Source organism: Flavobacterium sp. ST-158 (assembly GCF_058309975.1).
The window spans coordinates 1-22,513 of record NZ_JBZEEN010000005.1 but is presented as its reverse complement, the minus strand read 5'-3'; the positions used below and the strand labels follow the sequence as shown (position 1 = coordinate 22,513).

20 protein-coding genes and 2 tRNA genes are annotated in these 22,513 nt (G+C 29.3%); 19 read left to right on the top strand and 3 right to left on the bottom strand.

Translation table 11 applies throughout. The features are described from left to right. Nucleotides 1–32: 32 nt before the first annotated feature. Together AC4FRF_RS09000 and AC4FRF_RS08995 are read left to right on the top strand one after the other, a co-directional pair. Nucleotides 33–1,883 carry a M56 family metallopeptidase gene (locus tag AC4FRF_RS09000; protein WP_491159165.1) on the top strand — a complete coding sequence of 617 codons (1,851 nt, stop codon included), beginning with the start codon at nt 33–35 and terminating at the stop codon, nt 1,881–1,883. A 64-nt stretch (nt 1,884–1,947) separates the two neighbouring features. Then, nucleotides 1,948–2,088: an SsrA-binding protein gene (locus AC4FRF_RS08995; RefSeq protein ID WP_491159164.1), complete on the top strand. Its 141-nt coding sequence runs from the start codon at nt 1,948–1,950 to the stop codon at nt 2,086–2,088. Here AC4FRF_RS08995 and AC4FRF_RS08990 read toward each other — a convergent pair. Continuing rightward, nucleotides 2,085–2,597, bottom strand: a complete 513-nt coding sequence (locus AC4FRF_RS08990; protein WP_491159163.1) for an adenine phosphoribosyltransferase — start codon at nt 2,595–2,597, stop codon at nt 2,085–2,087. The two genes, AC4FRF_RS08995 and AC4FRF_RS08990, sit on opposite strands and share 4 nt — an antisense overlap. A gap of 93 nt (nt 2,598–2,690) precedes the next feature. On the opposite strand from AC4FRF_RS08990, the gene AC4FRF_RS08985 reads away from it, so the two are divergent. Next, a tRNA-Arg gene (locus tag AC4FRF_RS08985) sits at nt 2,691–2,764 on the top strand. Here the strand turns inward: AC4FRF_RS08985 and AC4FRF_RS08980 are convergent. Then, the gene (locus AC4FRF_RS08980; RefSeq protein WP_491159162.1) at nt 2,730–4,223 is read right to left on the bottom strand and encodes a recombinase family protein; all 1,494 of its coding nucleotides are present in this window, start codon (nt 4,221–4,223) and stop codon (nt 2,730–2,732) included. The two genes, AC4FRF_RS08985 and AC4FRF_RS08980, sit on opposite strands and share 35 nt — an antisense overlap. A gap of 78 nt (nt 4,224–4,301) precedes the next feature. Between AC4FRF_RS08980 and AC4FRF_RS08975 the strand changes: the two genes are divergently transcribed. The 3 genes from AC4FRF_RS08975 (at nt 4,302) to AC4FRF_RS08965 (ending at nt 9,695) form a co-directional block, all read left to right on the top strand. Further along, a tRNA-Met gene (locus AC4FRF_RS08975) sits at nt 4,302–4,375 on the top strand. Between the two features lie 52 nt (nt 4,376–4,427). Continuing rightward, nucleotides 4,428–5,801 (top strand): tyrosine-type recombinase/integrase, encoded by a 1,374-nt coding sequence (locus tag AC4FRF_RS08970; protein ID WP_491159160.1) that lies wholly within the window; start codon nt 4,428–4,430, stop codon nt 5,799–5,801. A gap of 159 nt (nt 5,802–5,960) precedes the next feature. Next, entirely contained in the window at nt 5,961–9,695 is a 3,735-nt protein-coding gene (locus AC4FRF_RS08965) for a DUF7149 domain-containing protein (RefSeq protein WP_491159159.1), read from the top strand. On the opposite strand, the gene AC4FRF_RS08960 is transcribed toward AC4FRF_RS08965, so the two are convergent. Next, complete coding sequence (locus AC4FRF_RS08960; protein ID WP_491159158.1) at nt 9,679–10,317, bottom strand: TaqI-like C-terminal specificity domain-containing protein; 639 nt, start codon at nt 10,315–10,317, stop codon at nt 9,679–9,681. The genes AC4FRF_RS08965 and AC4FRF_RS08960 overlap by 17 nt on opposite strands. 38 nt (nt 10,318–10,355) lie before the next feature. Between AC4FRF_RS08960 and AC4FRF_RS08955 the strand changes: the two genes are divergently transcribed. The 13 genes from AC4FRF_RS08955 to AC4FRF_RS08895 all read left to right on the top strand — a co-directional run bounded on the left by AC4FRF_RS08955 (nt 10,356) and on the right by AC4FRF_RS08895 (nt 22,489). Then, the gene (locus AC4FRF_RS08955; protein WP_491159157.1) at nt 10,356–10,958 is read left to right on the top strand and encodes a master DNA invertase Mpi family serine-type recombinase; all 603 of its coding nucleotides are present in this window, start codon (nt 10,356–10,358) and stop codon (nt 10,956–10,958) included. Between the two features lie 386 nt (nt 10,959–11,344). Then, nucleotides 11,345–11,599: a hypothetical protein gene (locus AC4FRF_RS08950; protein WP_491159156.1), complete on the top strand. Its 255-nt coding sequence runs from the start codon at nt 11,345–11,347 to the stop codon at nt 11,597–11,599. Further along, nucleotides 11,592–12,179, top strand: coding sequence for a hypothetical protein (locus AC4FRF_RS08945; RefSeq protein WP_491159155.1), 588 nt, complete (start codon nt 11,592–11,594; stop codon nt 12,177–12,179). Before AC4FRF_RS08950 ends, AC4FRF_RS08945 begins: the two co-directional genes overlap by 8 nt. Before the next feature lie 92 nt (nt 12,180–12,271). After that, entirely contained in the window at nt 12,272–12,460 is a 189-nt protein-coding gene (locus AC4FRF_RS08940) for a RipA family octameric membrane protein (RefSeq protein WP_491159154.1), read from the top strand. A gap of 314 nt (nt 12,461–12,774) precedes the next feature. Beyond that, entirely contained in the window at nt 12,775–14,655 is a 1,881-nt protein-coding gene (locus tag AC4FRF_RS08935) for an AAA family ATPase (RefSeq protein WP_491159153.1), read from the top strand. After that, nucleotides 14,645–16,498, top strand: a complete 1,854-nt coding sequence (locus AC4FRF_RS08930; protein ID WP_491159152.1) for a phosphotransferase — start codon at nt 14,645–14,647, stop codon at nt 16,496–16,498. Before AC4FRF_RS08935 ends, AC4FRF_RS08930 begins: the two co-directional genes overlap by 11 nt. An 11-nt stretch (nt 16,499–16,509) precedes the next feature. Further along, complete coding sequence (locus tag AC4FRF_RS08925) at nt 16,510–18,300, top strand: GmrSD restriction endonuclease domain-containing protein (protein WP_491159151.1); 1,791 nt, start codon at nt 16,510–16,512, stop codon at nt 18,298–18,300. A gap of 2 nt (nt 18,301–18,302) precedes the next feature. Then, nucleotides 18,303–19,226: a phospholipase D family protein gene (locus tag AC4FRF_RS08920; RefSeq protein ID WP_491159150.1), complete on the top strand. Its 924-nt coding sequence runs from the start codon at nt 18,303–18,305 to the stop codon at nt 19,224–19,226. A gap of 12 nt (nt 19,227–19,238) precedes the next feature. Further along, a complete protein-coding gene (locus AC4FRF_RS08915) occupies nt 19,239–20,225 on the top strand; it encodes a hypothetical protein (protein ID WP_491159149.1) in 987 nt (328 codons plus the stop codon). 79 nt (nt 20,226–20,304) lie between these two features. Further along, nucleotides 20,305–20,613: a helix-turn-helix domain-containing protein gene (locus tag AC4FRF_RS08910; protein WP_491159148.1), complete on the top strand. Its 309-nt coding sequence runs from the start codon at nt 20,305–20,307 to the stop codon at nt 20,611–20,613. A 2-nt stretch (nt 20,614–20,615) separates the two neighbouring features. Further along, a complete protein-coding gene (locus AC4FRF_RS08905; RefSeq protein WP_491159147.1) occupies nt 20,616–21,110 on the top strand; it encodes a hypothetical protein in 495 nt (164 codons plus the stop codon). 78 nt (nt 21,111–21,188) lie between these two features. After that, entirely contained in the window at nt 21,189–22,238 is a 1,050-nt protein-coding gene (locus AC4FRF_RS08900) for an AAA family ATPase (protein WP_491159146.1), read from the top strand. Continuing rightward, a complete protein-coding gene (locus AC4FRF_RS08895; protein ID WP_491159145.1) occupies nt 22,238–22,489 on the top strand; it encodes a hypothetical protein in 252 nt (83 codons plus the stop codon). The genes AC4FRF_RS08900 and AC4FRF_RS08895 overlap by 1 nt, the downstream gene beginning before the upstream one ends. Nucleotides 22,490–22,513: the final 24 nt, after the last annotated feature.

Below are 22,513 nucleotides of genomic sequence, written 5' to 3'. Positions count from 1 at the left end.
CTATAACTGCTATCCAAAAGAACACTTTTGAAATGAATTGGCAAATTATTTTTGGAATTGTTTATTCGATTGGAATTCTGGTTTTCTTGATAAAATTCATCTTTGACTTTTATAGTTTATCTAAAATTTTGAAAGGAAAAAGCATCCAACATCATAACGATTTTAAATTCATTGATGTAACCGAAAATATTGCTCCTTTCTCCTACTTTAAATCTATTGTTTACAATTCCGATTTATACACCCCAATAGAATTAGAAAACATTTTAGAACATGAAAAAGTACACAGCAGTCAGCATCACAGTGTAGATGTATTAGTAGCGCGATTGTTTTGTATAGCTTTTTGGTTCAATCCCTTGATTTGGTTGTATAAAAAAGTGATGATTCAAAACCTGGAGTTTATAGCTGATAGTGAAGCGTCTAAAAACATATCCGACAAAAAAGCCTACCAATTAACGCTGTTAAAAATAACCACACAAGACAATTGTGTAGCCATTAGCAATCATTTCTATCAATCCTTAATCAAAAAAAGAATTATTATGTTGAACAAAAACCAATCAAAAAAATGGAATTCCTGGAAGTACATTACTGTATTTCCCGCGCTAATTGCCTTTGTGTTTTTATTACAAATTGAAGTTGTGGCGCAGGAGAAAGAATCAAAATTAATTAAACAAGAAACACTCAAAGACCAATCAACCGAAATAATTGTCACAAAAAATACAACAGAAGAAGAACTCAAAAAATATTGTGAAGAACTCAAAGAAACATATAATATTGATTTAACTTTTTTTAATATTAATAGAAATTCAAATGGTGAAATAATCAATATTGAAAGTGAAAACAAAAACAAAAATGGTAGTGGAACTTGTAAAGCATCTGAAAATCCAATAAAACCTTTTAAATTCTTTTACAATCATACGAAAGAAGAGATGGGATATATCATGAATTTAAAAACTTTATCTGAAGATAAAGAAATATCAAATTCAAATAAAAACAACAGTATCAAAATTAATTTAAATAATGAAAAAGTTGAAATACCAAACAATACCGTTGCTCAATTAGACGATAAAACTACCATTCGTTCGTTATCAAAACAAGATTTAAATAGTAAACCGCTTATAATTATTGATGGTGTAAAACAAGCATCCAACTTTAAAATCGAAGAAATACCAACAGAAAAAATTGCCAAAATAGATGTACTAAAAGGAATTAGTGCAATTGAAAAATATGGTGAAAGCGGAAAGAATGGTGTAATTGAAATCACCTCTAAAGAAAGCACTGCTTTAAATAAATTTAAACCTATCCAAAGAAAAAATGTAATAGGGTTTCCAATAATAAAACTTGAAGAAACCAAAAATAAAAACAACACTGACTATTTTCCAATATACGGCCCCGTAACACTTCCTCCAATCATAATTATAAATGGAATAAAAACAAACAGTATTTCAAATATAAATGAGATTAACCCCGACGCAATTGAAAGCATGAATGTACTGAAAGGTAAAAATGCTACTGAAAAATATGGCGATGCTGGAAAATATGGTGTCATTGAAATTACCCCTAAAACAGATGACCCAAGTAAATTATTAAAGATTCCTAAAGACAATAATAATGATTGGATAATAACATATGATACTTTTAATGAAAGTAATATTAAAAACAAGATAATTGAAAACAAGTCTGTAAATTACAAAAAAGCAGAAATTATTATTAACGGAAAACAAAGTGGTTATCAAACTTTAGAAAAATTAGATACTAATGAAATAGAATTTGCAATGCAAGCCGACATTAAGAAAGCATCTGAAGAAAATCAAAACAAAGCAATTCAATTATATGGCAAAAAAGTTCTAAACGGTTTTATCCAAATTAGAACAAAAAAACCTTAAAAGATTATGACAAAAAAGACGGTACTTCACAAATACCGCCTTTTTTGTATCTTTAAAAGAAAAAATGTTCAAAATTTTAGCCAAAATCAACAAACTCCTTTTACCGAGTTTTAGCAAACAGGGACTGGATTTATCAAAAGCCAAGAAATGGCAATTGGCTATTATTGCGTACCGCTATTATGTAACTTCCAGATCTTTATACTAATAGGTTAACGCAGCAAAAATATCATAACCGTTTAATTTTTCTCTACCTTTTAGGAAAGTCAGCTCCATCAGAAAATTCAACTGTATAATTTCGCCGCCCAATTTTTCTACTAATTCGCAAACCGCCTTAGCTGTTCCTCCTGTTGCTAACACATCATCGTGAATCAAGACCTTATCCCCTTTTTGAATAGCATCTTTATGAATTTCTAAAATATCCGTTCCGTATTCTAAGTCGTAAGAAGCCGAAATGGTTTCATAAGGTAATTTATTAGGTTTTCGAACCGGTACAAAACCAGCATTTAATTCTTGCGCTAATAACATTCCAAACAAAAAACCTCTGCTTTCCGCACCAACTACCTTATTTATTTTGTGTCCGTTTAAAGATTTTACCAAAATTTCCAGACATTCCTGAGTTGCCTTGGCATCATTTAACAAAGGAGTAATATCTTTAAACAAAATTCCTTCTTTTGGAAAACCCTGAATATCACGGATATAATTTTCTAACTTCATTTTTTTTAGTATTTATTGAAATTTATGCTTGCAAGTTACACATTTATCCCTATATTTGCACCCGCAATCACGCTTTACAAAGCTACTGCAAAAGGCCTCGTGGCGCAACTGAATAGCGCATCTGATTACGGCTCAGAAGGTTACTGGTTTGAATCCAGTCGAGGTCACTCTACGGGACAAAGAAGAAAAATCTTCTTTTGTCCCTTTTTTTTTATCCAATAACCCCTTGTTAATCAAGTAGATACGCTCCACAACTTCATTGACTCGGGTGGTTTGAAATTGATTATTTCTAAATGTAAAATTTTCGGGATAAATTAAACCAATCAAATCTCTGGCTTCTGATAAAGTTGCATTAGTATATGTGAAATTAAGCTGCATCAACCTATCTATTCCCGCTTTTAATAACCCTTCCACACTTTGACTATCATCTGAAATATCATTTAACTTAATCTCTAATCGATTTATAATGGGACCGTATTCACTTTTTATTTTTTGATAATCATCTGAATCTATTTGTTGAGTAACAAGCAACTCCCTAGCGTTAGACAATCTCTTTTCATAATTTGCTATCTCAGTTAACAATTGTTTTTTTTCACTCTGAACAACACTTGTATTAAGATTATATGATTCTAAAATTAAGGATGTATATAATTTTTTTATGGACTGATGGGGTGAAAATAAACTTAAATTAGATATAAATATTTCATTTGCCTTATCTGAATTAATTCTATACTTACAATAACTGTCACAATGATAATAGTAATAGTATTTACTTCGTCCCTTACATTTACTGGCTGTAAGTTTTTTGGAGCATTTTGGACATAAAAGAAAGCCTCTTAAAGGAAATTCTACTACGGTGTCTATTTTAGGGCGATAAAGTCGTGATCTACCATTTAAAACATCCTGAACAAGATAGAACAATGCTTCAGAAATTATTGCTTCATGTTGTCCTGTTACCAATTGAGTATCCTCTTCTTTATATTTAGGCACAATAATTTTTCCACAGTACAAAGGATTTTTTATCATTACCCAAAACCCACTTTTAGTCAAAGTAAGACCCTTCTTTTTTGCCAGATAATAGACTGATTCTGTGTTAAAAGTTTCCTTAGCTATTTCATTAAAAGCCCATCTGACAATACTTGCTTGCTCCTCATTGACCATTATATATTTACGTCCATCTTCTTTGGTCCTATTCATGTATCCAAAAGGAGCAGTCCCCATATACCTTCCCTCTTTCCTTGCTCTTCTCATACCATGCATTGTGTTTAACGCTCTACGGTCGTTCTCTACCTCTGGAGCCGCAAGGTAAAAAGCTAACATCATTTTATTTTCAGGAATCGACAAATCAAGTGGTTGCTCAATGGTCTGTGGTTCAACACCCAATTTCCGAAGTAAATTAATCATCTGGTAGGCATCACCGGCATTCCTGCTAAATCGATCCCACTTAGTGAATAAAATCAAATCAGTTTTATTCTTATATCTTTTTAAATTTACTAGAATTTTTCTCCAACGCGGTCTATTAAAAGTTTTTGCTGAAAAAAACCAAGGAGCAGAAACCAAGCCTATCCCAAATGAGGCCTTTGCTTTACTGGGTAAGAGAAGAGATAAAAACGAGAAGGTTTTCAATAATCTTAAAAAATGGGATATAGATCGCGTTCACCTGTTTGGGTAGCAAAATCAGGCATACATAACACCTGAAGAATTGGCGAGGTAGCTCAGTTGGTTAGAGCGCAGGATTCATAACCCTGAGGTCACGGGTTCAACTCCCGTCTTCGCTACAGACTTAACGTTTTGATAATCACGGATTAGTGCAAACTAATCCGTTTTTTTATGCCTAAACTTTTAGTACTTTTACAAAACGTACACGATATCGTACACGATTTGCCTATGAAATCTAACTACTCAGGACCATATATTTACACTGGAAATGTTGATATAAAAGCTTGGTCTAAACTTTCAAAATCAGAACAAGAAAAAGCATTATCTAAAGAATGGTATATTTATTATTCTTTTAGAAATCCTGATACTGGAAAACTAGTTCGTCAATCCAATATCAAGAGAGGTATCAATAGCCTAAAGACTAAGCAGGAGCGATATGCTAAATTGGAAGATATAAGGGACAGCCTTCTTTTGTTATTGAAAAAAGGTTTTAACCCTTATGATGACAATAGCTTTATGGGACAAAAAACACTTCAAAAATTAGATGATAAAATAAATAGTTTCACAATACCTTCTCTTCCCATTGAAAAGCAGCCTAAAAATATTCCCGTAGTAAAAGCAACGAAAAAACAAGTCGTAGCTGACAACGAAAAATCTATTAAAGAAGCTTTTCAATTTGGATTAAAAATCAAGCAAAATGTATTAAGTACTACTTCCTATAGTGGTTATCAAGGAAGAATCAATCGTTTCTTGACTTGGCTTGATGAAAACGGAAGTAGTACTGATAAAATTTCAACTTTAGAGAAAAAAACCTTTATCAACTATTTGAATTATGTTTTAGAAAATACTAGTGCGAGTAATCGAAACAATACCAGAACCGATTTAAGTTCCCTTGTCCAAACATTAGTCGATAATGAGATTATGAAAGACAATTATCTTAAGAGTATCAATGTACTTAAATCAGCACCCGAAAGAAACAAAACTTATTCTGTCACACAAGAAAAAGACATTCTAGAATATATTGAAGAGCATGATGCTGTCTTACTTTTATACATTCAATTCATAACTTATAATTTCCTCAGACCAGTTGAAGTCAACCGACTTAAAATAGGCGATTTGGACTTAGAAGGAAAAAAACTTTTTGTTCGAGCCAAAAACAAGGCGGTAAAAGTTAAAATTATCCCTCAAAAAATTATTGACCTTCTACCCGATTTATCCAATATGAATCCTAATCATTATTTATTTACTCCTACAACTATTGGAGCAGCATGGGATGCCGAGGAAAATAACAGAAGAGACAACTTCTCGAAAAAATTCAAATTAGTTAAAGACCATTTTAAATTGAATAAAGATTATGGCTTGTACAGTTTTAGACATACTGCCATAACTAACCTTTACCGAGAAATTCGAAAAACAAAAACATCTCACGAAGCCAAGAGTACTTTAATGGAAATCACAGGACATCAAACTATTGAAGCCTTAGAAAAATACCTTCGTGATATTGATGCGGAATTACCAGATGATTATTCTCATTTGTTGCGATAAAATTTATTGTTGTTACTATTGAAATCTACAACAAAACATATAAAACTAAACCCCCATTTTTTAGTGTACTCAAATAATCCGCTAAAATTTATCTTACATTTTAAGATTCTATTTTATTTATTGTTATTTTTGGTAACAATGAAATGACAACTTACCCATATGATTACAACTCCTCTAGAACCACGTAAGGCACTAAACAAGGCTTTTCTTAAAATAAAACCCAGCCGTTCTCATATCGAAAGTTTCAAAACAAATTTGATTCAGCTTTTAGACCATTGTAACGAAAAGGAAACCGAAGAATTTCATAAGAATTTGGTTATAGATTTTTTAAAGAAAACCTATTACGACCCTAATTATTATGTAAATACAAAGGGTCGAAATGATTTAGTAATTCACAATGGCAAAGATGCCAAAACCAATGTAGGTGTTATTATTGAAGCCAAAAGCCCAACCAACAAATCTGAAATGATTTCAGCCCAAAACCTGAATGGCAAAGCTTTGCAGGAATTGGTTTTGTATTATATGCGTGAACGCATTACACATAAAAATACCGAATTAAAACATCTGGTAGTTACCAATATTTACGAATGGTTTGTTTTTGATGCGCAGCTCTTCAACAAGATCTTTGCAGAAAACAAATCGTTTACCAAAAATTTTATTGATTTTGAAGAGGGGCGACTGTCTGGAAATAAAACGGAATATTTTTATGCCGAAATTGCAAAACCATTTATCGAAGCACTGAAAAGTGAGATTACATTTGCCTATTTTGATATTAGAAAGTATGACAAACAACTGAGAAATGCAGATAAAGAAGATGATAAATCGCTTGTAGCACTATTCAAATTAATTTCTCCCGAACATTTATTAAAATTGTCTTTTGCCAATGACAGCAATACATTAGACAAAAACTTTTATAGTGAACTCTTGCATATTATTGGGTTAACCGAAATAAAAGAAGGCGGTAAAAAATTGATCCAGCGACATAAAAAAGAAGACAGAAACCCTGGTTCTTTGCTCGAAAATGCCATTGTACAACTAGATAGTCTTGATAAAATTTCACGGTTGCAAAATGCAAAGCAATATGGAGATACAAATGAAGAACGTTTATTTACCATAGCACTGGAACTCACAATTACTTGGGTCAATCGTATTTTGTTTCTTAAATTACTTGAAGCACAAATTATTACCTATCACAAAGGAGATAAAAGCTATTCATTCCTGAATGCAGAATTAATTTCTGATTATGACAGTTTAAATAGTTTGTTTTTTCAAGTTTTAGCACGAAAACCAGACGAACGTATAGAGCGAGTAAAAACGCCTTTTGCAAAAGTTCCTTACTTAAATAGTTCGCTTTTTGAACCGACAGATTTAGAGCACGACACATTGTTTATTTCTCAACTCGAAGACCATTTGCCTTTAAAACTATTATCGGGAACGGTAATTAAAGATGCTGTTGGCAAAAAAGAAGCAGGAACAAAGGATTCCTTAAACTATTTTTTCTCATTTCTAGATGCTTACGATTTTGCCAGTGAAGGAAGTGAAGACATACAGGAAGATAACAAAACCCTGATTAATGCCTCGGTTTTGGGATTGATTTTCGAAAAAATTAATGGTTACAAAGATGGTTCTTTCTTTACTCCTAGTTTCATTACTATGTATATGTGTAAAGAAACGATTCGCAGAGCAGTGGTACAAAAATTCAATGAAACAAAAAATTGGGATTGTATTGAATTTGAGCAACTTTATGATAAAATCGAAGATAGAAAAGAAGCCAATAATATTATTAATTCCTTAAAAATTTGTGATCCTGCTGTAGGTTCTGGACATTTCTTGGTTTCTGCTTTAAATGAAATCATTGCCATAAAAAATGATTTGCGAGTTTTACAAGATCATAACGGTAACCGACTTAAAGAATACCAATTTGAAGTTGTGAATGACGAATTGATTGTAACTGATGAAGATGGAATTCCTTTTACATACAATCCTAAAAACAAAGAAAGCCAGCGTATTCAGGAAACTTTGTTTCACGAAAAGCAAATCCTAATTGAAAACTGTTTGTTTGGTGTAGACTTAAACCCGAACTCGGTAAAAATATGTCGTTTGCGTTTGTGGATTGAATTATTAAAAAATGCTTATTACAGACTTAATAGTAATGAATTAGAAACTTTACCTAACATTGATATTAACATAAAATGTGGTAACTCCTTAATCTCTCGTTTTGCTCTAGATACAGATTTAAAAAAAGCCTTGAAGCAAAGCAAATGGAACATAGAAAGTTACAAACTAGCGGTGGATACCTATCGTAATGCGGAAAGCAAGGAGCAAAAGCGTGAAATGGAACGTTTAATTTCTGATATAAAAGGAAATTTCAGAAGTGAAATAGGCATTAATGACCCCAAGAAAATTAAACTCGAAAAACTAAAAGGAGAACTTTTCAACCTAACTCAACAAACAGGTTTATTCGAAAGAAGTAAAAAAGAACAAACAGCTTGGAACAAAAGAGTAAACGAACTGGCAATCGATACCAAAAAACTAGATAACGAAATTGAGGAAATAAAAAGCAACAAGATCTATGAGAATGCTTTTGAATGGCGTTTTGAGTTTCCTGATGTGTTGAATGATAATGGGGATTTTGTTGGGTTTGACGCCATCATTGGTAACCCACCCTATGTACAACTCCAAAAAATGGGACTTGATAGTATCAGTTTAGAAAAAATGAATTTTGAAACTTATGCTAAAACGGGAGATATTTATAGTCTTTTTTATGAATTAGGATTTAATATCCTTTGTAAAAATGGTTTATTAACTTTTATTACTTCAAATAAATGGATGCGTGCTGCTTATGGAGAAAGTTTACGGAATTATTTTGTAGAAAAAACAAACCCTATATTACTTATCGATTTCGGAGGCATACAAGTATTTGATTCAGCTACAGTTGACACAAATATACTTATGGGTACGAAAACAAAATATAAAGAAATAACAAACGCTTGTTTATTAAATAAAGATTTCAATTCTGATTTATTAGAAGACTTTATCAAAAATAATTCTACTCCTACTCATTTTAAAAATAACAGTTGGGTAGTATCTTCTCCAATCGAAAAAAGGATAAAAGAAAAAATAGAAAAAATCGGAACACCTTTAAAAGACTGGGATATCAAAATATATAGAGGAGTTCTAACAGGGTACAATGAGGCATTTATCATTGACGGAAAGAAAAGAGATGAGTTAATCAAAGAAGATCCAAAAAGTGTCGAAATTATTAGACCGATTTTACGTGGCAGGGATATTAAACGCTATTCACATGAATTTGCTGATTTGTGGTTAATTAATACTCATAATGGCATAAAAGAAAAAGGCATAAAACCTGTAGACATTGATGATTATCCAATTATCAAAAAGCATTTAGACAAGTTTTATCCTCAATTAGAAAAACGTACTGATAAAGGAGATTCTCCGTATAACTTGAGAAACTGTGCTTATATGGAGGATTTTTCTAAACAGAAAATTTTATGGGCTGAAACAATGAGAATACATAAAAATACTGAAGAAAAATTTCCTAGATTTGGACTCGATATAAGCGGGAATCTCCTAACAGATAAAACATGTTTTTTTGCTTCTGGTAAAGATATTACATTCATTTTAGCAGTTTTAAATTCTTCAATAGGTAAATATTTGTGTTCCCAATATGTATCAATATTAGATGATGGAGGATATTTGATGCAGAAAATTTATATTGAAAAAATACCAATTCCAAAACCTAATACATCAACTAGAGAACAAATTGAAGAAAATTTAAATTCATTTGAAGCAGAAGAAAGCTATATTGATGATATTTTATTTAAATTATTCGATTTAACAATTGATGAAATAGAATTTATTCAATCTCGATAAAACCTACCTCATTTTTTTCATCTTCAGACAAAGAGTATAATTCAAAAATTTTTTGATCGATTTCAATTTCAATTTTTTGTGTTGATTGTTGATTCATTATTAATCTTTGAATTTCTTCAATTAAATTTTTGAAATATAAATTTATTTCATCTGAAACATGTAATACTGGAATTTTATCAAGAAAAATTTTCCTTATTTCTCTAGTTCCACCTTGAAGTTCTGGAAAATTATTAATAAAACAATACTTAAAGATAGATGAATTTAAAAAAGCATTTAAAAAATATAAATTTTCTCCAGTAATCATAAACGATTTATCATTTTGTATAAACCCTTCGTTATCTAGGTGAAATGGTAAAAACTTTGTCATGTTTGGATATATTATTTTCTGTTTAGAAAAATCCTCCCAATAACTTATACTATCTTGAGTTTCATACCATTTATTATTAGTTTTTTTTCTTGCTCCTTTATCACCTGTTTGCCTTAATCGATCATGACCAAAACCTAAAAGATGGTTTTTTACAGCAGGAAATTCGTCAATATCTATTTTTAAGCTAGGGAATGTTGCAATCAAATATAAATCAGCAAATTCATGCGAATAGCGTTTAATATCTCGTCCTCTCAAAATCGGTCTTTTAAAATACCCTATTTTTACCAATAAAAATGGTATACGGATACATCAGAGTTAGTACGGATAAACAAACAGTCGAAAACCAGAGATTTGAAATCAATCACTTTGCCTTGAAAAATAATTTGGTTATTGAGAAATGGATTGAAGAAACAATTTCAGGGACAAAAGAAGTAGATAAAAGAACGTTAGGAAAGCTCCTAAAAAAAACCAAAAAGGATGATATTTTAATTTGTTCAGAATTATCAAGACTTGGACGCTCCCTTTTTATGATAATGGAAGTTTTAAATTTTTGCATGAAAAGAGAAGTTAAAATCTGGACTATAAAAGATAATTATAGATTGGGGGAAGACATTCAATCTAAAGTTTTGGCTTTTGCTTTTGGTCTTTCAGCTGAAATTGAAAGAAATCTAATTTCTCAAAGAACAAAAGAAGCACTAGCTAGAAAAAAAGCTGAAGGGGTTATTTTAGGGCGACCTGTTGGTAGTAAGTCTTCAAAACTAAAATTATCAGGTAAAGAACTTCAGGTGCAGAAACTATTGAATAAAAATGTTTCTTATAGTGCAATTGGTAGAATTTTAGGTGTTAACAGAATTACTGTAACAAAATTTGCCAAAGAAAGAATCTTAATAAATTAAATCACTAAAAATTAATGTAGCTAATTATACTAAGGTTTGAATAAAAAATAAGAGCATATATCTTTATCTAGAAAAAAAAGGTGCTATTTGAGTAAGACATATTTGTAAACAAATACTTGATTTATAAGACTCGCGGGAAAAGAAAATGAAATCATAAAATTATTGAAAAATAAAATTTCACACAGTGCAATTTGATTTTTTTTTGCATGCATAGTTTGACTAAAATATCTTTTATAAAAACAAGACCCTTTGTATTTAATTACCTACTTTTAGAGATTTGTATTACTCCGTAAAAAATTAATGAATAGAATTACAAAGTTTGATTAAGGTGGAAATAAAGATTATTGAGGATAATTAAAAAATATTGGGCTTTAAAAAATAAAAATATGGCTTGGGTAAAAATAATTGAAGAAGTAAAATTAAATGAATCAGGAGATTGGCAACTTTGTTTTCATTGGTGTGAATATCATTACGATGATACTCCAAAAACAGAATTTGGATATCGTTTTATTTGGAGACGACCAAATGGAAACTTACAAGCAGCTAGAGGTCAAGCAAGAATACCTAGTTGGAACGAAATGAATCTGTTATTTGAATTAGCTAGAGAAGCTGGTTGGTTAGAAACTATTGAAAATGATTAGTTATAAAGATATTATATCAAAATTTCAAAATGAAATTGATTTACATTCTGGCGTAGAAATAGAGGCGTTTTCTTTTCATTCTTATGAATTACCAGATTATCTAGATTATAAAATGGATATAAGAGTAGTTGAGAAATTCATTAATCATTTTAAAAAACTAAATAGTTTCAAAGGACATTGTCTATATTGGTTTGAGCTTAGCACCAGTGAAGATGCTAACAAATTAATGAATTTATTAAATGACAAAAGAAATTTATTATGGGAAAGAGAATTAGACAAAAGAAAAGTTCCAGTTGACAATATAAATTTAAATAGTACTATTTTATATGTTGGCGTGCGACAAGGAGGCAAACCAAGACTTAAAGATGGGTTAACGAATATATCGGGGAGAATTATACAGCATTTAGGATATTATGACAAAGGTTCTACTCAAGGCTTACAACTGATTCATTGGGCAAAAGAAGCAAATGTTGATATAAAAATTAATGTCATCCATTTTGGAAGTATTCAAAAGGAATATCTATATATATTAGAAAAATTATTTGCACTCGAATTAAAACCTTTATGTGGAAAACATTAAAAAAATATTGATTTTGAAAAAAATGAACAAAAAAAAATTCGATAAAAATTAGAAAGAGCTTATCATTTAAGAGATTTTGAAATAGAAATGTATTGGAAAAGAGCTCATTATTTTTGGGATTTCTGGTTGTTATATATGCTGGATATTTTTTATTAGTCACTTACCAAGGAGAAATAAAATTACCAATAGAATATGAACTAATAACTTGGTCAATTGGTTGCGTAATGTCATTTGCATGGTACTTAGTAAATAGAGGTAGTAAAAGATGGCAAGAACATTGAAAAAAAATGATTAATAAATATGAAGAAACAAAAGTAGATCAAGGGTTTCTCAAAGCTGGTAAATTTTTGGTATCCAGAGTAAATATTTTTATGAGTTTTATAATTTTTATCTCATGGATACTTTTGTTTTTTTACTTTAAAAAGAGACTTTAATGACAACTGCAATTCAATAATAACTAACTTAACTGTGTTGTTTGTTTTAGTAATAATTTTATTTTTTTATGTATTCTAGTAACAAAAGTTAATTAAATAAAATTGTCAAACGACATAAAAATGATTGAATAACATTTTTAAAAATAATAAACGAATAAATAATGAAAAAAATAAAATCTTTAGAAATTAAAAATTCACCTTTTTTTGAGGACATAACAATCAAATTTGATGAAAAGATGAATTGTATTATGGGTGGAAGAGGTACCGGAAAGTCAACTCTACTCTATTTTTTAAAGTCAGCATTAAGTTTAGATTCTCAGAAAGGAAAAACTGATGGTATATTGAAAAGCAATTTAGGTACAGGAGAAATAAACGTAGAAATCGAATCTTTAGATGGATCAATGTACAGAATCATTAAAACATTTAATGAAGACCCACAACCCTTCAAACATCCTAATTCAGATTTCATTGCATTGCCTAGAATTATTAATGAAATTGAATGTGATTTTTATGAAACAAATATGATTGAAGAAATAGGAAGAACGCCTATTCAGAGATTAGAATTAATTGATAAAAAAATAAACATTGATATTAAAGATTTAAAAAAACAAATTTTAACTTCTCAAATTGAACTTGATGCAAATGCACAGGATATTAAAACAAAAAACAATCAAATAAAACAACTTCATAACTCTATTATACAATATGAAAATATCGACATTGATATTGAAGAATTACAAAAGAACGAACCAATCAATATTAAACCTGATGAAAAAATAGAATTTGAAAATGCAGACATAAACGAAAAAAAGAGAACAGATGAAAAAAGATTTTTTCAGAAAACAGCTGGTTTGTATAACGATTTACAAAATAGAATTTCTTTAATAGATAATGATTTAAATGAAATTTATAAAAATTCAATTTTAGACAAAGACAACTTTTTAAATAAAGAAATACTAGATGAAATAATAGATATTACGAGTATTAAAAATCATGAATTAAAGTTGAAATTTAGTGAGATTATCAAAATTGCAAATCAAAACAAAGAATTAATAATAGATAAGTACAGACTAATATCTGTTAAACATGAGAGTCAACAGGCAGAATTCGTCCAATTAAAACAAAAATTCGAAAGTAACAGAGATTATTTTAATCGTCTAAACATTCTTACTAATAGGAAAAAGGAAAAAGAACTTTTGAGTAAAGACATTATTGAAATTGATCAAAAGAAAAATCGTTTAATTGAGGAACGTAGAATGTTAATTGATAAATTAAACGATTTAAAAAATAAAATATATACACTTAGGCTTTCTGCAATAAAAGACATTAACAATATACTTAATGGTGACGTGAAAATTACATTGAAATTTTCAGGGATAATTAATGAATTCGAAAATAAATTAAGAGACGCAATGAAAGGCTCTGGATTAAGATACAACGAATTAGTTACTAAAATTGTAGAAACTTTTAAACCGGATCAATTTGCAAAGGTAATTCAAAATAAAGACATAAAAACTTTAAAACTAATATCTGGAATTGATGAAATACGTTCTGAAACGATAATAGAATCCCTGTATGACACTCAAGATATATACCAAATCGAAAGTATATATTGTGAAGATTTACCAGATTTTAAATTAAGAATAGAAGGTGATTTGGTATTGATGGATAATTATAAAAATTCGGATGAACTATCAATGGGACAAAGATGCACTACAGTTTTGCCCATAATATTTGCAGTATCTAATAACCCATTAATTATTGATCAGCCAGAAGATAATTTAGACAATAAATATATTAGTTCGAAAATACACGAAATAATAAGAACTCAAAAAAACGAAAGACAATTAATATTCATAACTCATAATCCAAATATTCCTGTTTTATCTAATTCAGAATATAATTTATTTTTAAACTATGAAAATAAAAAATCAGATCGTTTAATTGAAGGAACTATTGAAATTGTTAAAGATGAAATTATAACTATTCTTGAAGGTGGTAAAAATGCATTTAATAAAAGAAAAGAAATTTATGACATCTAATAACATCAATAGTTATCGTGATAAGCTTGAGTCTTTGAATTTATTAAAAAACGAAGCCTTCGCAAGTAAACCTATAGACAATACAAAAATTCAAAAAATTGAGTTAGAGCTAAAACAAATTCCTAATGAAGATAAACATTCATATCAAGAATTTGTAAATCAATATGTCCATTTATGTTTTATAAATGATATATCATGTGACATTGATTTAAATAACTTCACAATTGTTAGCTCCGAAAAGGAAAAGGAAAAAATTATAGAAGAGATTAAAACGGACAAAATAGACCTTAGTCATTCTATTACAAATTTTAATCAAATACTAAATAAGTTAATAAATAATTTAAAAGACTATTTTGAGTCATATAAAGGGTATTATATTACTAAACTAGAAAACAATCCTGTAGGTGAATTTAAAGTTATTTTTATTTATGATGGAACTTTTTTCATTAGACCATTAATGAATAAAGTCAACAGCCTTTTTGATGATTCTATATTTGTTGAGCTAAATAAGTTTGATATAAACCAAATTACGGATAATGAAAATTATTTATGTGTATTCCTTTTATTAACAAGAATGAATGATGATGCAAAATTAGAAACAGACATAAACCTAATAAAAAGCATTATAGATAATTTTCAAACTTTTGAAAACTATTCCTTAATAATTAAAAATGAAGATATTACATTTAAAAAAAGTAATGTAAGAGAAGATTTCATAGATGATTTAAGAATAGTTTTATCTAAATATATTTCAAATTTAAAACTCTCTTTTGAAGAAGAAAAAATCATTAAAAAGCTATGTTCATCCGTTGTAGAAACACCTTTGTATTTTTACAATATTTTATCTGGGGGATTCAGTGGCTCCAAAGTTTTAGAAGTACGACCAAAAAAATCAATTAATTATAGTGACGAAAAAAAATATATCATAAAATTTGGATTAAGAGAAAAAGGAAAATTAAAAGAAGAAATTGCAAACTTTAGGAAATTTGTCAGTGGTTATAGAGGATATCAAGGCATTAGGGATTATGAGGCTCATCATATGTCAACACTTGTATATGAGGGTATAATCTATAATTTTGCTATTTCAGACACTAGTCAAAAATCATTCTCATATTGCGATATTATTAGTGAAAAATGTGATGGTTTGATTTTTAAAAATGAAGATATAATAAAAAATCTATTTGAATTAGAAATATATGGTTTGTGGAGAACTAATCATAAACAAAATTCCGAAAAAAATGTAGAATATTATTATCAAGATTATTTAAACCCAATTAATATTTTTAGCAAGTTGGAATGTATTCTTAATAAATCAAGCCTTGAAATTGAGGAGGAAACGCTATATAAAAATTTTAATAAAATATGGAAATACAGTTTAAAATGCTATGAAAAAGTTTGTCATGGAGATTTACATACCGAAAATTTTTTTGTTGATGATTTAAATAATATTACATTAATAGACTTTGGCTATACAAATTTAAGACATGCTGTAATTGATTTCACATCTTTGGAATGTTCAATTAAATTTAAACATATACCAAAATATATTCCAATTGAAGAACTAATAAAAATTGAGGAAGAATTATTATCCAATAATTCCTTTCAATTAAGCTATAAGTTTTCTAATAACAGAAAAGACATTCGTGATGCTCTTGAAACCATTAATAATATCAGATTTCATTCATGTAACGATTTTTTAAATCCAAATAACTTTATCGAATATTATATTTCCTTATTTCTAATGACTTTTAGACAAATTCAATATAAAGATATGAATCAATTATATGCTTATTATTCTGCATGTTTATTGGGAGACAAAATTGTAAATGAATTAGGAATATAAACGAACAATCAATGCAAAAATATTCAGTCAACCAACATTTAATAGAAACCCTTTTAACTTGGGTTAAATCAGGAGAAATCGCCATACCCGAAATACAAAGACCCTTTGTCTGGGATAGTTCGAAAGTGCGGGATTTAATGGATAGTTTGTATCAAGGTTTTCCTATTGGTTATGTTATCGCTTGGCGGAATCCCAATGTCCGTTTGAAAGACGGCAGTATGAGTGAGGGCAAGAAAATTCTAATAGATGGCCAGCAAAGAGTTACGGCATTAACCGCTGCCATTCTTGGCGAATACGTGATTGACAAAACCTATAAAAGAGTAAAAATAAAAATTGCTTTCAATCCCTTATTAGAAAAATTTGAAGTCCAAAACCCTGCTATCTTAAAAGATGTGAGTTGGTTACCCAATGTTTCAGAAGCTATTAATGGTGAAGTTAGTATATTAAAATTAGTACGTCAATATTTGGCACAAAATCCAGAAGCAGACGAAGATGTCGTTGAAAAATCATTTACCAACTTAATTAACATTACTAAAAAACAAATTGGGATTATTGAACTGGCTCACGATTTGGATATTGAAACGGTAACGGAAATATTTATCCGAATCAACTCCAAAGGTGTAGTTTTGAGTCAGGCAGATTTTGCCATGAGTAAAATTGCTTCTAATACCGATTATAATGGAAATCAATTAAGAAAAGCAATTGATTACTTCTGTCATTTGGCAATATCTCCAGAGTTTTACAAACATATTGAAGACAATGACAAAGAGTTTGCTAAAACCGAGTTCTTTCAAAAAATGAAATGGTTAAAATCTGAAAGTGAGGATTTATATGACCCTACTTATACCGATATGATTCGTGTTGCTTTTACATCACAGTTTAACAGAGGGAAACTTTCAGATTTGGTAAGTTTACTTTCGGGAAGAAATTTCGAAACTCGCTCTTTTGAAGATGAAATTGCAGAACAATCCTTTGCAAAGTTTAAAACAGGAGTCATGAACTTTATGACTGAAACTAACTTTAAACGATTTTTGATGATAATCAAGTCGGCAGGTTTTATTTCTCCAAAATTGATACGTTCTCAAAATGCTTTAAACTTCGCGTATATCCTTTATTTGAAACTAAAGGAGTTGAATGTAAATTCCGTTGCTATAGAAAGCTATGTAAGAAGGTGGTTTGTTTATTCAGTATTAACTGGAAGGTATTCTGGTTCAGCTGAATCCTTTTTTGATTTTGACATTAAACAAATGAGCAATAGACCATTTGATGAATACTTAAAAGAAAAAGAAGAAGGAGAGCTGTCAGATGCTTTTTGGAATGCTTCCTTACCTCAAAGTTTGGACACTTCTGTAGCAAGTAGTCCTTATTTCAATGTTTTCTTAGCTTCGCAAGTAAAAGCAAACGACAAAGGTTTTCTATCCAAAGATGTTTTGGTTGGCGATTTAATATCTTTGAGAGGAGATATTCACCATTTATTCCCTAAAGATTATTTGAGGAAAAACGGACTCGAAAGAGGAAAGTACAATCAAATTGCTAACTATGTTTATATGCAATCTGAAATCAACATTAAAGTGGGTAATAAACCACCTAAGGATTATTTTGAATTAATCAACAAGCAAATTGAAGACAATAACACATTGGTAAGTGGTATTTATAATCAAATTGAACTTTTCGAAAACTTAAAAGCCAATTGTGTTCCAACTGAAATTATGACTATGAACATAGATGATTATTCAGAATTTCTTGTTTTAAGACGAAAACTAATGGCTCAAAAAATCAAACAATACTATTTTAAATTATAATAATGGCAGAATTTTTAACAGACACAAAGTTAGACGACAAACTAACTGATATCATTTGGAACGCTAAGAAGGAACTTATTATTCTTTCCCCGTTTATTAGACTTGACGATTATTGCAAAAACGTCGTTTTCAAAAAATTAAAAAACAACCCTGAACTTGAAATTATAATTGTTTTCGGTAAAAATGAAGGCGAAACGCAAAGAAGTTTAACTCCTCCTGATTTAGATATTTTCAAAGAATACTGCAATATTACCATAATATATTGCAATAATTTACATGCGAAATATTATGCAAATGAAGACGAAGCCCTTCTAACTTCATTAAATCTTCTTGGAAAGTCAATGACGGAAAATGTTGAATACGGTATCTATTTTCAAAATTCCAAACTTGGTTTAGACAAACTATATTCAGATTCGATAAGTTATACTAATAAAGTCATTATAGAAAATCCATGTGTTTACATAAAAAGACCTGTATTTAAGAAAACAAATTTAGGTTTGACAAAAAAATATGTTGAGTCAAAAGTTCTTTATGATGTTACTGATGCTCTATATAGAAACAGCCATTTTGAAAAAAAATATTATAATGATTTTGAGTATGATATATTAGATTCAAATATCAAACCAACAAGAGATGAATACATCCCTGAAACTAAAAATATTCCAAGACAGCAATCCTATAGATCCAATAATAGATTTCAACAAAGGGAATATACTCTCCAAGAAAACCAGCATCAAAATGAGGAGTTTGGATATTGCATAAGGACAGGTATTAAAATTCCATTTGATCCCCAAAGACCTTTTTCTTTGGATGCTTATCGCTCATGGGCAACATTTGAAAACTGGAATTATAGAGAAAAATATTGTCATAGAACAGGAAGAGAGTCTAATGGTAGAACTTCTATGGCTAATCCTATTATTTATTAACGTACGTAAAAAATGAGCTACTTTGGAATAATAAATAAGGAAGAGATTGAGGACTTATCTATAGAAGAGATTAGATATCTACTTTTAGAAAAAGACATCTACTATAATACTTTAACCGAAGACACTTTTGAAAAACTACATGAAGTTGATTTCAAATTTGATTTGGTTGAAATAAAAACAGAACCCACACCCCCTATAGAGTTAATACACGAATTCAACGAATTCATTTACAAAACTTATCGCCAAAATGTAATAAGCTCAAAATTTAATTATTTCGCTGATTTCAATGAAACCTTTTATGGATTGGAGTACTCAGATTTAAGAAAAATTGCTTTGTCTGATTTTAATGAAATATATAAAAACTTAAATATTACGCATGTAACAATAGTTGACGAACGAATATCTATAAACGGAACAAACAAAACACATACAACAGGAAAGATTTTTAAACTATATTACTTTCAACAAGAAATAAAAAAATCGATGGCTTCTACTGAAAATCTAATTAATTATTTAACTGGAAATTTGGAATTTTATAACCAAGAATTTTATACAGAAACTATCGAAATACAAGATGGAGTACATTTAGAATCAATAAAACAAATTTTAGTTGAAATAAATGATAAATTCAACTTTGAAGAAGATATTTATTATTCAAAAAAAGTAAGTAATGCGTTTAAATTTAACGATTATAACCATATTTTCAAAACACTAAAAGCTTATCAATTTACTGATAAAATGATAAATAGTTTTACAATACTCAGAAGAGCTTATTTTGAAAGTCTATATCAAGTTCTTTTAGAGTTCAATTTAATTGAAAACCATAAAGAAAACTTCATTGCATTCATAAAAGATGAATATAAATTTATAATACCTAAAATTACAACTTTCACACCTAAACAGAATCTCCAAAATGACAAAAGAGTTGAACTTTTAACTCAGAAGTGGCATAAGCATGATGTTCCAAAAACTGATTTGGACATGTTTTTGAACTTCTGACATAATTTTGCCGTTTTCTGACACTTTTTTATTTTGCTGATTTTTAAAACATTGAATTAATTGCAATAAATTAATTTTAATGAAATTCAACATGAATCAGCAACAATTTTTATCCGCATTTGAGAACCTACAAACAGAGGTTCAAGAAATCAAAACACTCCAGCAAAGAGTTCTTCTCTATTTAGAAAACAGCGATGGCACGTTAACTGGAAACTCACCTATTATAGAGGAAAGAATTTCGGTTAAGGAAACCTGTCAAATTTTAAAATGCTCCGAAGTGAGCCTTTGGAAACTACGAAAGGACGGAACCCTCCCCTACACCCAACACAAACGAACCATTCGATTCAAGAAAATTGATATTATAAATTATCTAAACCAAAAACGATAATTATGAAATCAGTTATTCTAAACGTGCGTATTTCTCAAAAATTGAGAGATAGGCTAATCGAAGATTCAAATCACAAAGAAATATCATTATCAGATAATACAAGAGAGATTCTAAATTCTTATTGTGAAGAACAAAGTATAGAAGAAATTGACAATCAAACAGTACATGACATCAATTTTTATAATAGTAGTGAATTCATTTATCTAATCTTTTGGATGATTGAAAAAATCAGATCCCCAAAGCATTACGGTACTAAAAATGAATTGGAGGATATCAAAAAAATTGTATTAGAAGTAATAACAAATAAGTTCTTCCCAACTGACATAAAACAGGAATTTGAAAAAGTACTTATTGATATTCAACGATACCTTAATGAATTTGACTTACCTAATAACCAATTTAAGTTTTGTCAACTCTATACCGAAGAAGTTTTTGACTACACCATCTTAGCAGAATTCATTAGAAACAAGGCATTTGAGAACAGAATCTATTTGTAATACACATTATATGACAGTTTGTGTTACAATTTGTATGACAAAGTGTAACACGAACTGTAATACATTAAAACAGAAAACATGATTCCAAAAATCATCCCTATATCCGAGCATACGGAGGCGTTTAAAAAAGAACTTGAAGTTGATCTAAATAATTCTGAAACGAAAACAACGAATCCTTCCAATTGTTTCAACATCAAGCCAATTAACGATTGGATAGATGAGGCTAAAAACCGTCCCATTCCTAAAATGTTATTTAATGAATTGTGGTACGAAAATGAAATTTGCATTTTGTTTGCAGATACCAATTTGGGGAAATCAATTTTAGCGTTACAAGTTTCAAATTCTTTAAGTAAAGGATTTTGTATTGAAGGTTTTAAAATGGAAATAACAGCTCAAAAGGTTCTGTATTTTGATTTTGAGCTATCCGATAAACAAATTGAAAACAGATATTCAGACCAGTACTCAGGGCACTATATTTTTAGTCCAAATCTATTTCGTGTTGAAATAAATCCTGAGCAAGAAATTCCTTCTGAATTTAAAGACTTTGACGATTTTTTATGTCATTCATTAGAACTAGCGACTGTTGAATATGATGCAAAAATTATCGTCATTGATAATTTAACCTATTTAAAAACAGATACCGAAAAAGCAAAAGATGCTTTACCTCTAATGAAGTTTTTAAATAGCATAAAGAAAAAATACAATCTATCCATTTTAGTCTTAGCGCATACACCTAAACGAGATGCATCAAAACCATTAACAAAAAATGATCTATCAGGTAGTAAAATGTTAATGAACTTTTGTGATAGTTGTTTTGCTATTGGCGAAAGTGCCCAAGAAACAGGATTGCGGTACATCAAACAAATAAAACAACGCAATACAGAATTATTATACGACACTCAAAATATTATTGTGTGTAAGATCGAGAAGGAAATTAATTTTCTAGAATTTGTATTTGTTGGTTTTGAAAATGAATTAGACCATTTAAAACCAAGAAACAATGAAGAGCAATTGAGTGAAATTTTGCTATTGAAAAAACAAGGTTTACCAAACACTCAAATTGCTGAAAAACTAGGAATAAGTGAAGGTACAGTTCGAAACAAAATAAAAAAAGCTGAAAACCAATAATGACTGGATTTGAAATGGTATATCAAATGGCTAAAATGCTCCCAGAAGAGGAGCGTAAATTGCTATATGACAAACTAGGTCAAGATTTCAAAAAGTTCAACATAGATGAATTAATTTCAGACGAACTTCAAAAACTAATCGAAAAGAGAGATATGATTGCCTATTTAATCGAAACTCAATTTAGCAAAATAAAGAAGTTGGATATGCAAACAAAAACTGGAGAAAAAGTTAAGCTACATTTTTGTAATTAATTTGATTGTTAAATTCTTCAATAG

Coding starts and splice junctions, on each gene's coding strand:
- AC4FRF_RS09000 (WP_491159165.1), top strand. CDS start 33: ATGAATTGGCAAATTATTTTTGGAATTGTTTATTCGATTGGAATTCTG.
- AC4FRF_RS08910 (WP_491159148.1), top strand. CDS start 20,305: ATGAAATTCAACATGAATCAGCAACAATTTTTATCCGCATTTGAGAAC.
- AC4FRF_RS08945 (WP_491159155.1), top strand. CDS start 11,592: ATGATTAGTTATAAAGATATTATATCAAAATTTCAAAATGAAATTGAT.
- AC4FRF_RS08955 (WP_491159157.1), top strand. CDS start 10,356: ATGGTATACGGATACATCAGAGTTAGTACGGATAAACAAACAGTCGAA.
- AC4FRF_RS08895 (WP_491159145.1), top strand. CDS start 22,238: ATGACTGGATTTGAAATGGTATATCAAATGGCTAAAATGCTCCCAGAA.
- AC4FRF_RS08995 (WP_491159164.1), top strand. CDS start 1,948: ATGTTCAAAATTTTAGCCAAAATCAACAAACTCCTTTTACCGAGTTTT.
- AC4FRF_RS08930 (WP_491159152.1), top strand. CDS start 14,645: ATGACATCTAATAACATCAATAGTTATCGTGATAAGCTTGAGTCTTTG.
- AC4FRF_RS08990 (WP_491159163.1), bottom strand. CDS start 2,597: ATGAAGTTAGAAAATTATATCCGTGATATTCAGGGTTTTCCAAAAGAA.
- AC4FRF_RS08965 (WP_491159159.1), top strand. CDS start 5,961: ATGATTACAACTCCTCTAGAACCACGTAAGGCACTAAACAAGGCTTTT.
- AC4FRF_RS08900 (WP_491159146.1), top strand. CDS start 21,189: ATGATTCCAAAAATCATCCCTATATCCGAGCATACGGAGGCGTTTAAA.
- AC4FRF_RS08925 (WP_491159151.1), top strand. CDS start 16,510: ATGCAAAAATATTCAGTCAACCAACATTTAATAGAAACCCTTTTAACT.
- AC4FRF_RS08920 (WP_491159150.1), top strand. CDS start 18,303: ATGGCAGAATTTTTAACAGACACAAAGTTAGACGACAAACTAACTGAT.
- AC4FRF_RS08905 (WP_491159147.1), top strand. CDS start 20,616: ATGAAATCAGTTATTCTAAACGTGCGTATTTCTCAAAAATTGAGAGAT.
- AC4FRF_RS08950 (WP_491159156.1), top strand. CDS start 11,345: ATGGCTTGGGTAAAAATAATTGAAGAAGTAAAATTAAATGAATCAGGA.
- AC4FRF_RS08970 (WP_491159160.1), top strand. CDS start 4,428: ATGCCTAAACTTTTAGTACTTTTACAAAACGTACACGATATCGTACAC.
- AC4FRF_RS08915 (WP_491159149.1), top strand. CDS start 19,239: ATGAGCTACTTTGGAATAATAAATAAGGAAGAGATTGAGGACTTATCT.
- AC4FRF_RS08935 (WP_491159153.1), top strand. CDS start 12,775: ATGAAAAAAATAAAATCTTTAGAAATTAAAAATTCACCTTTTTTTGAG.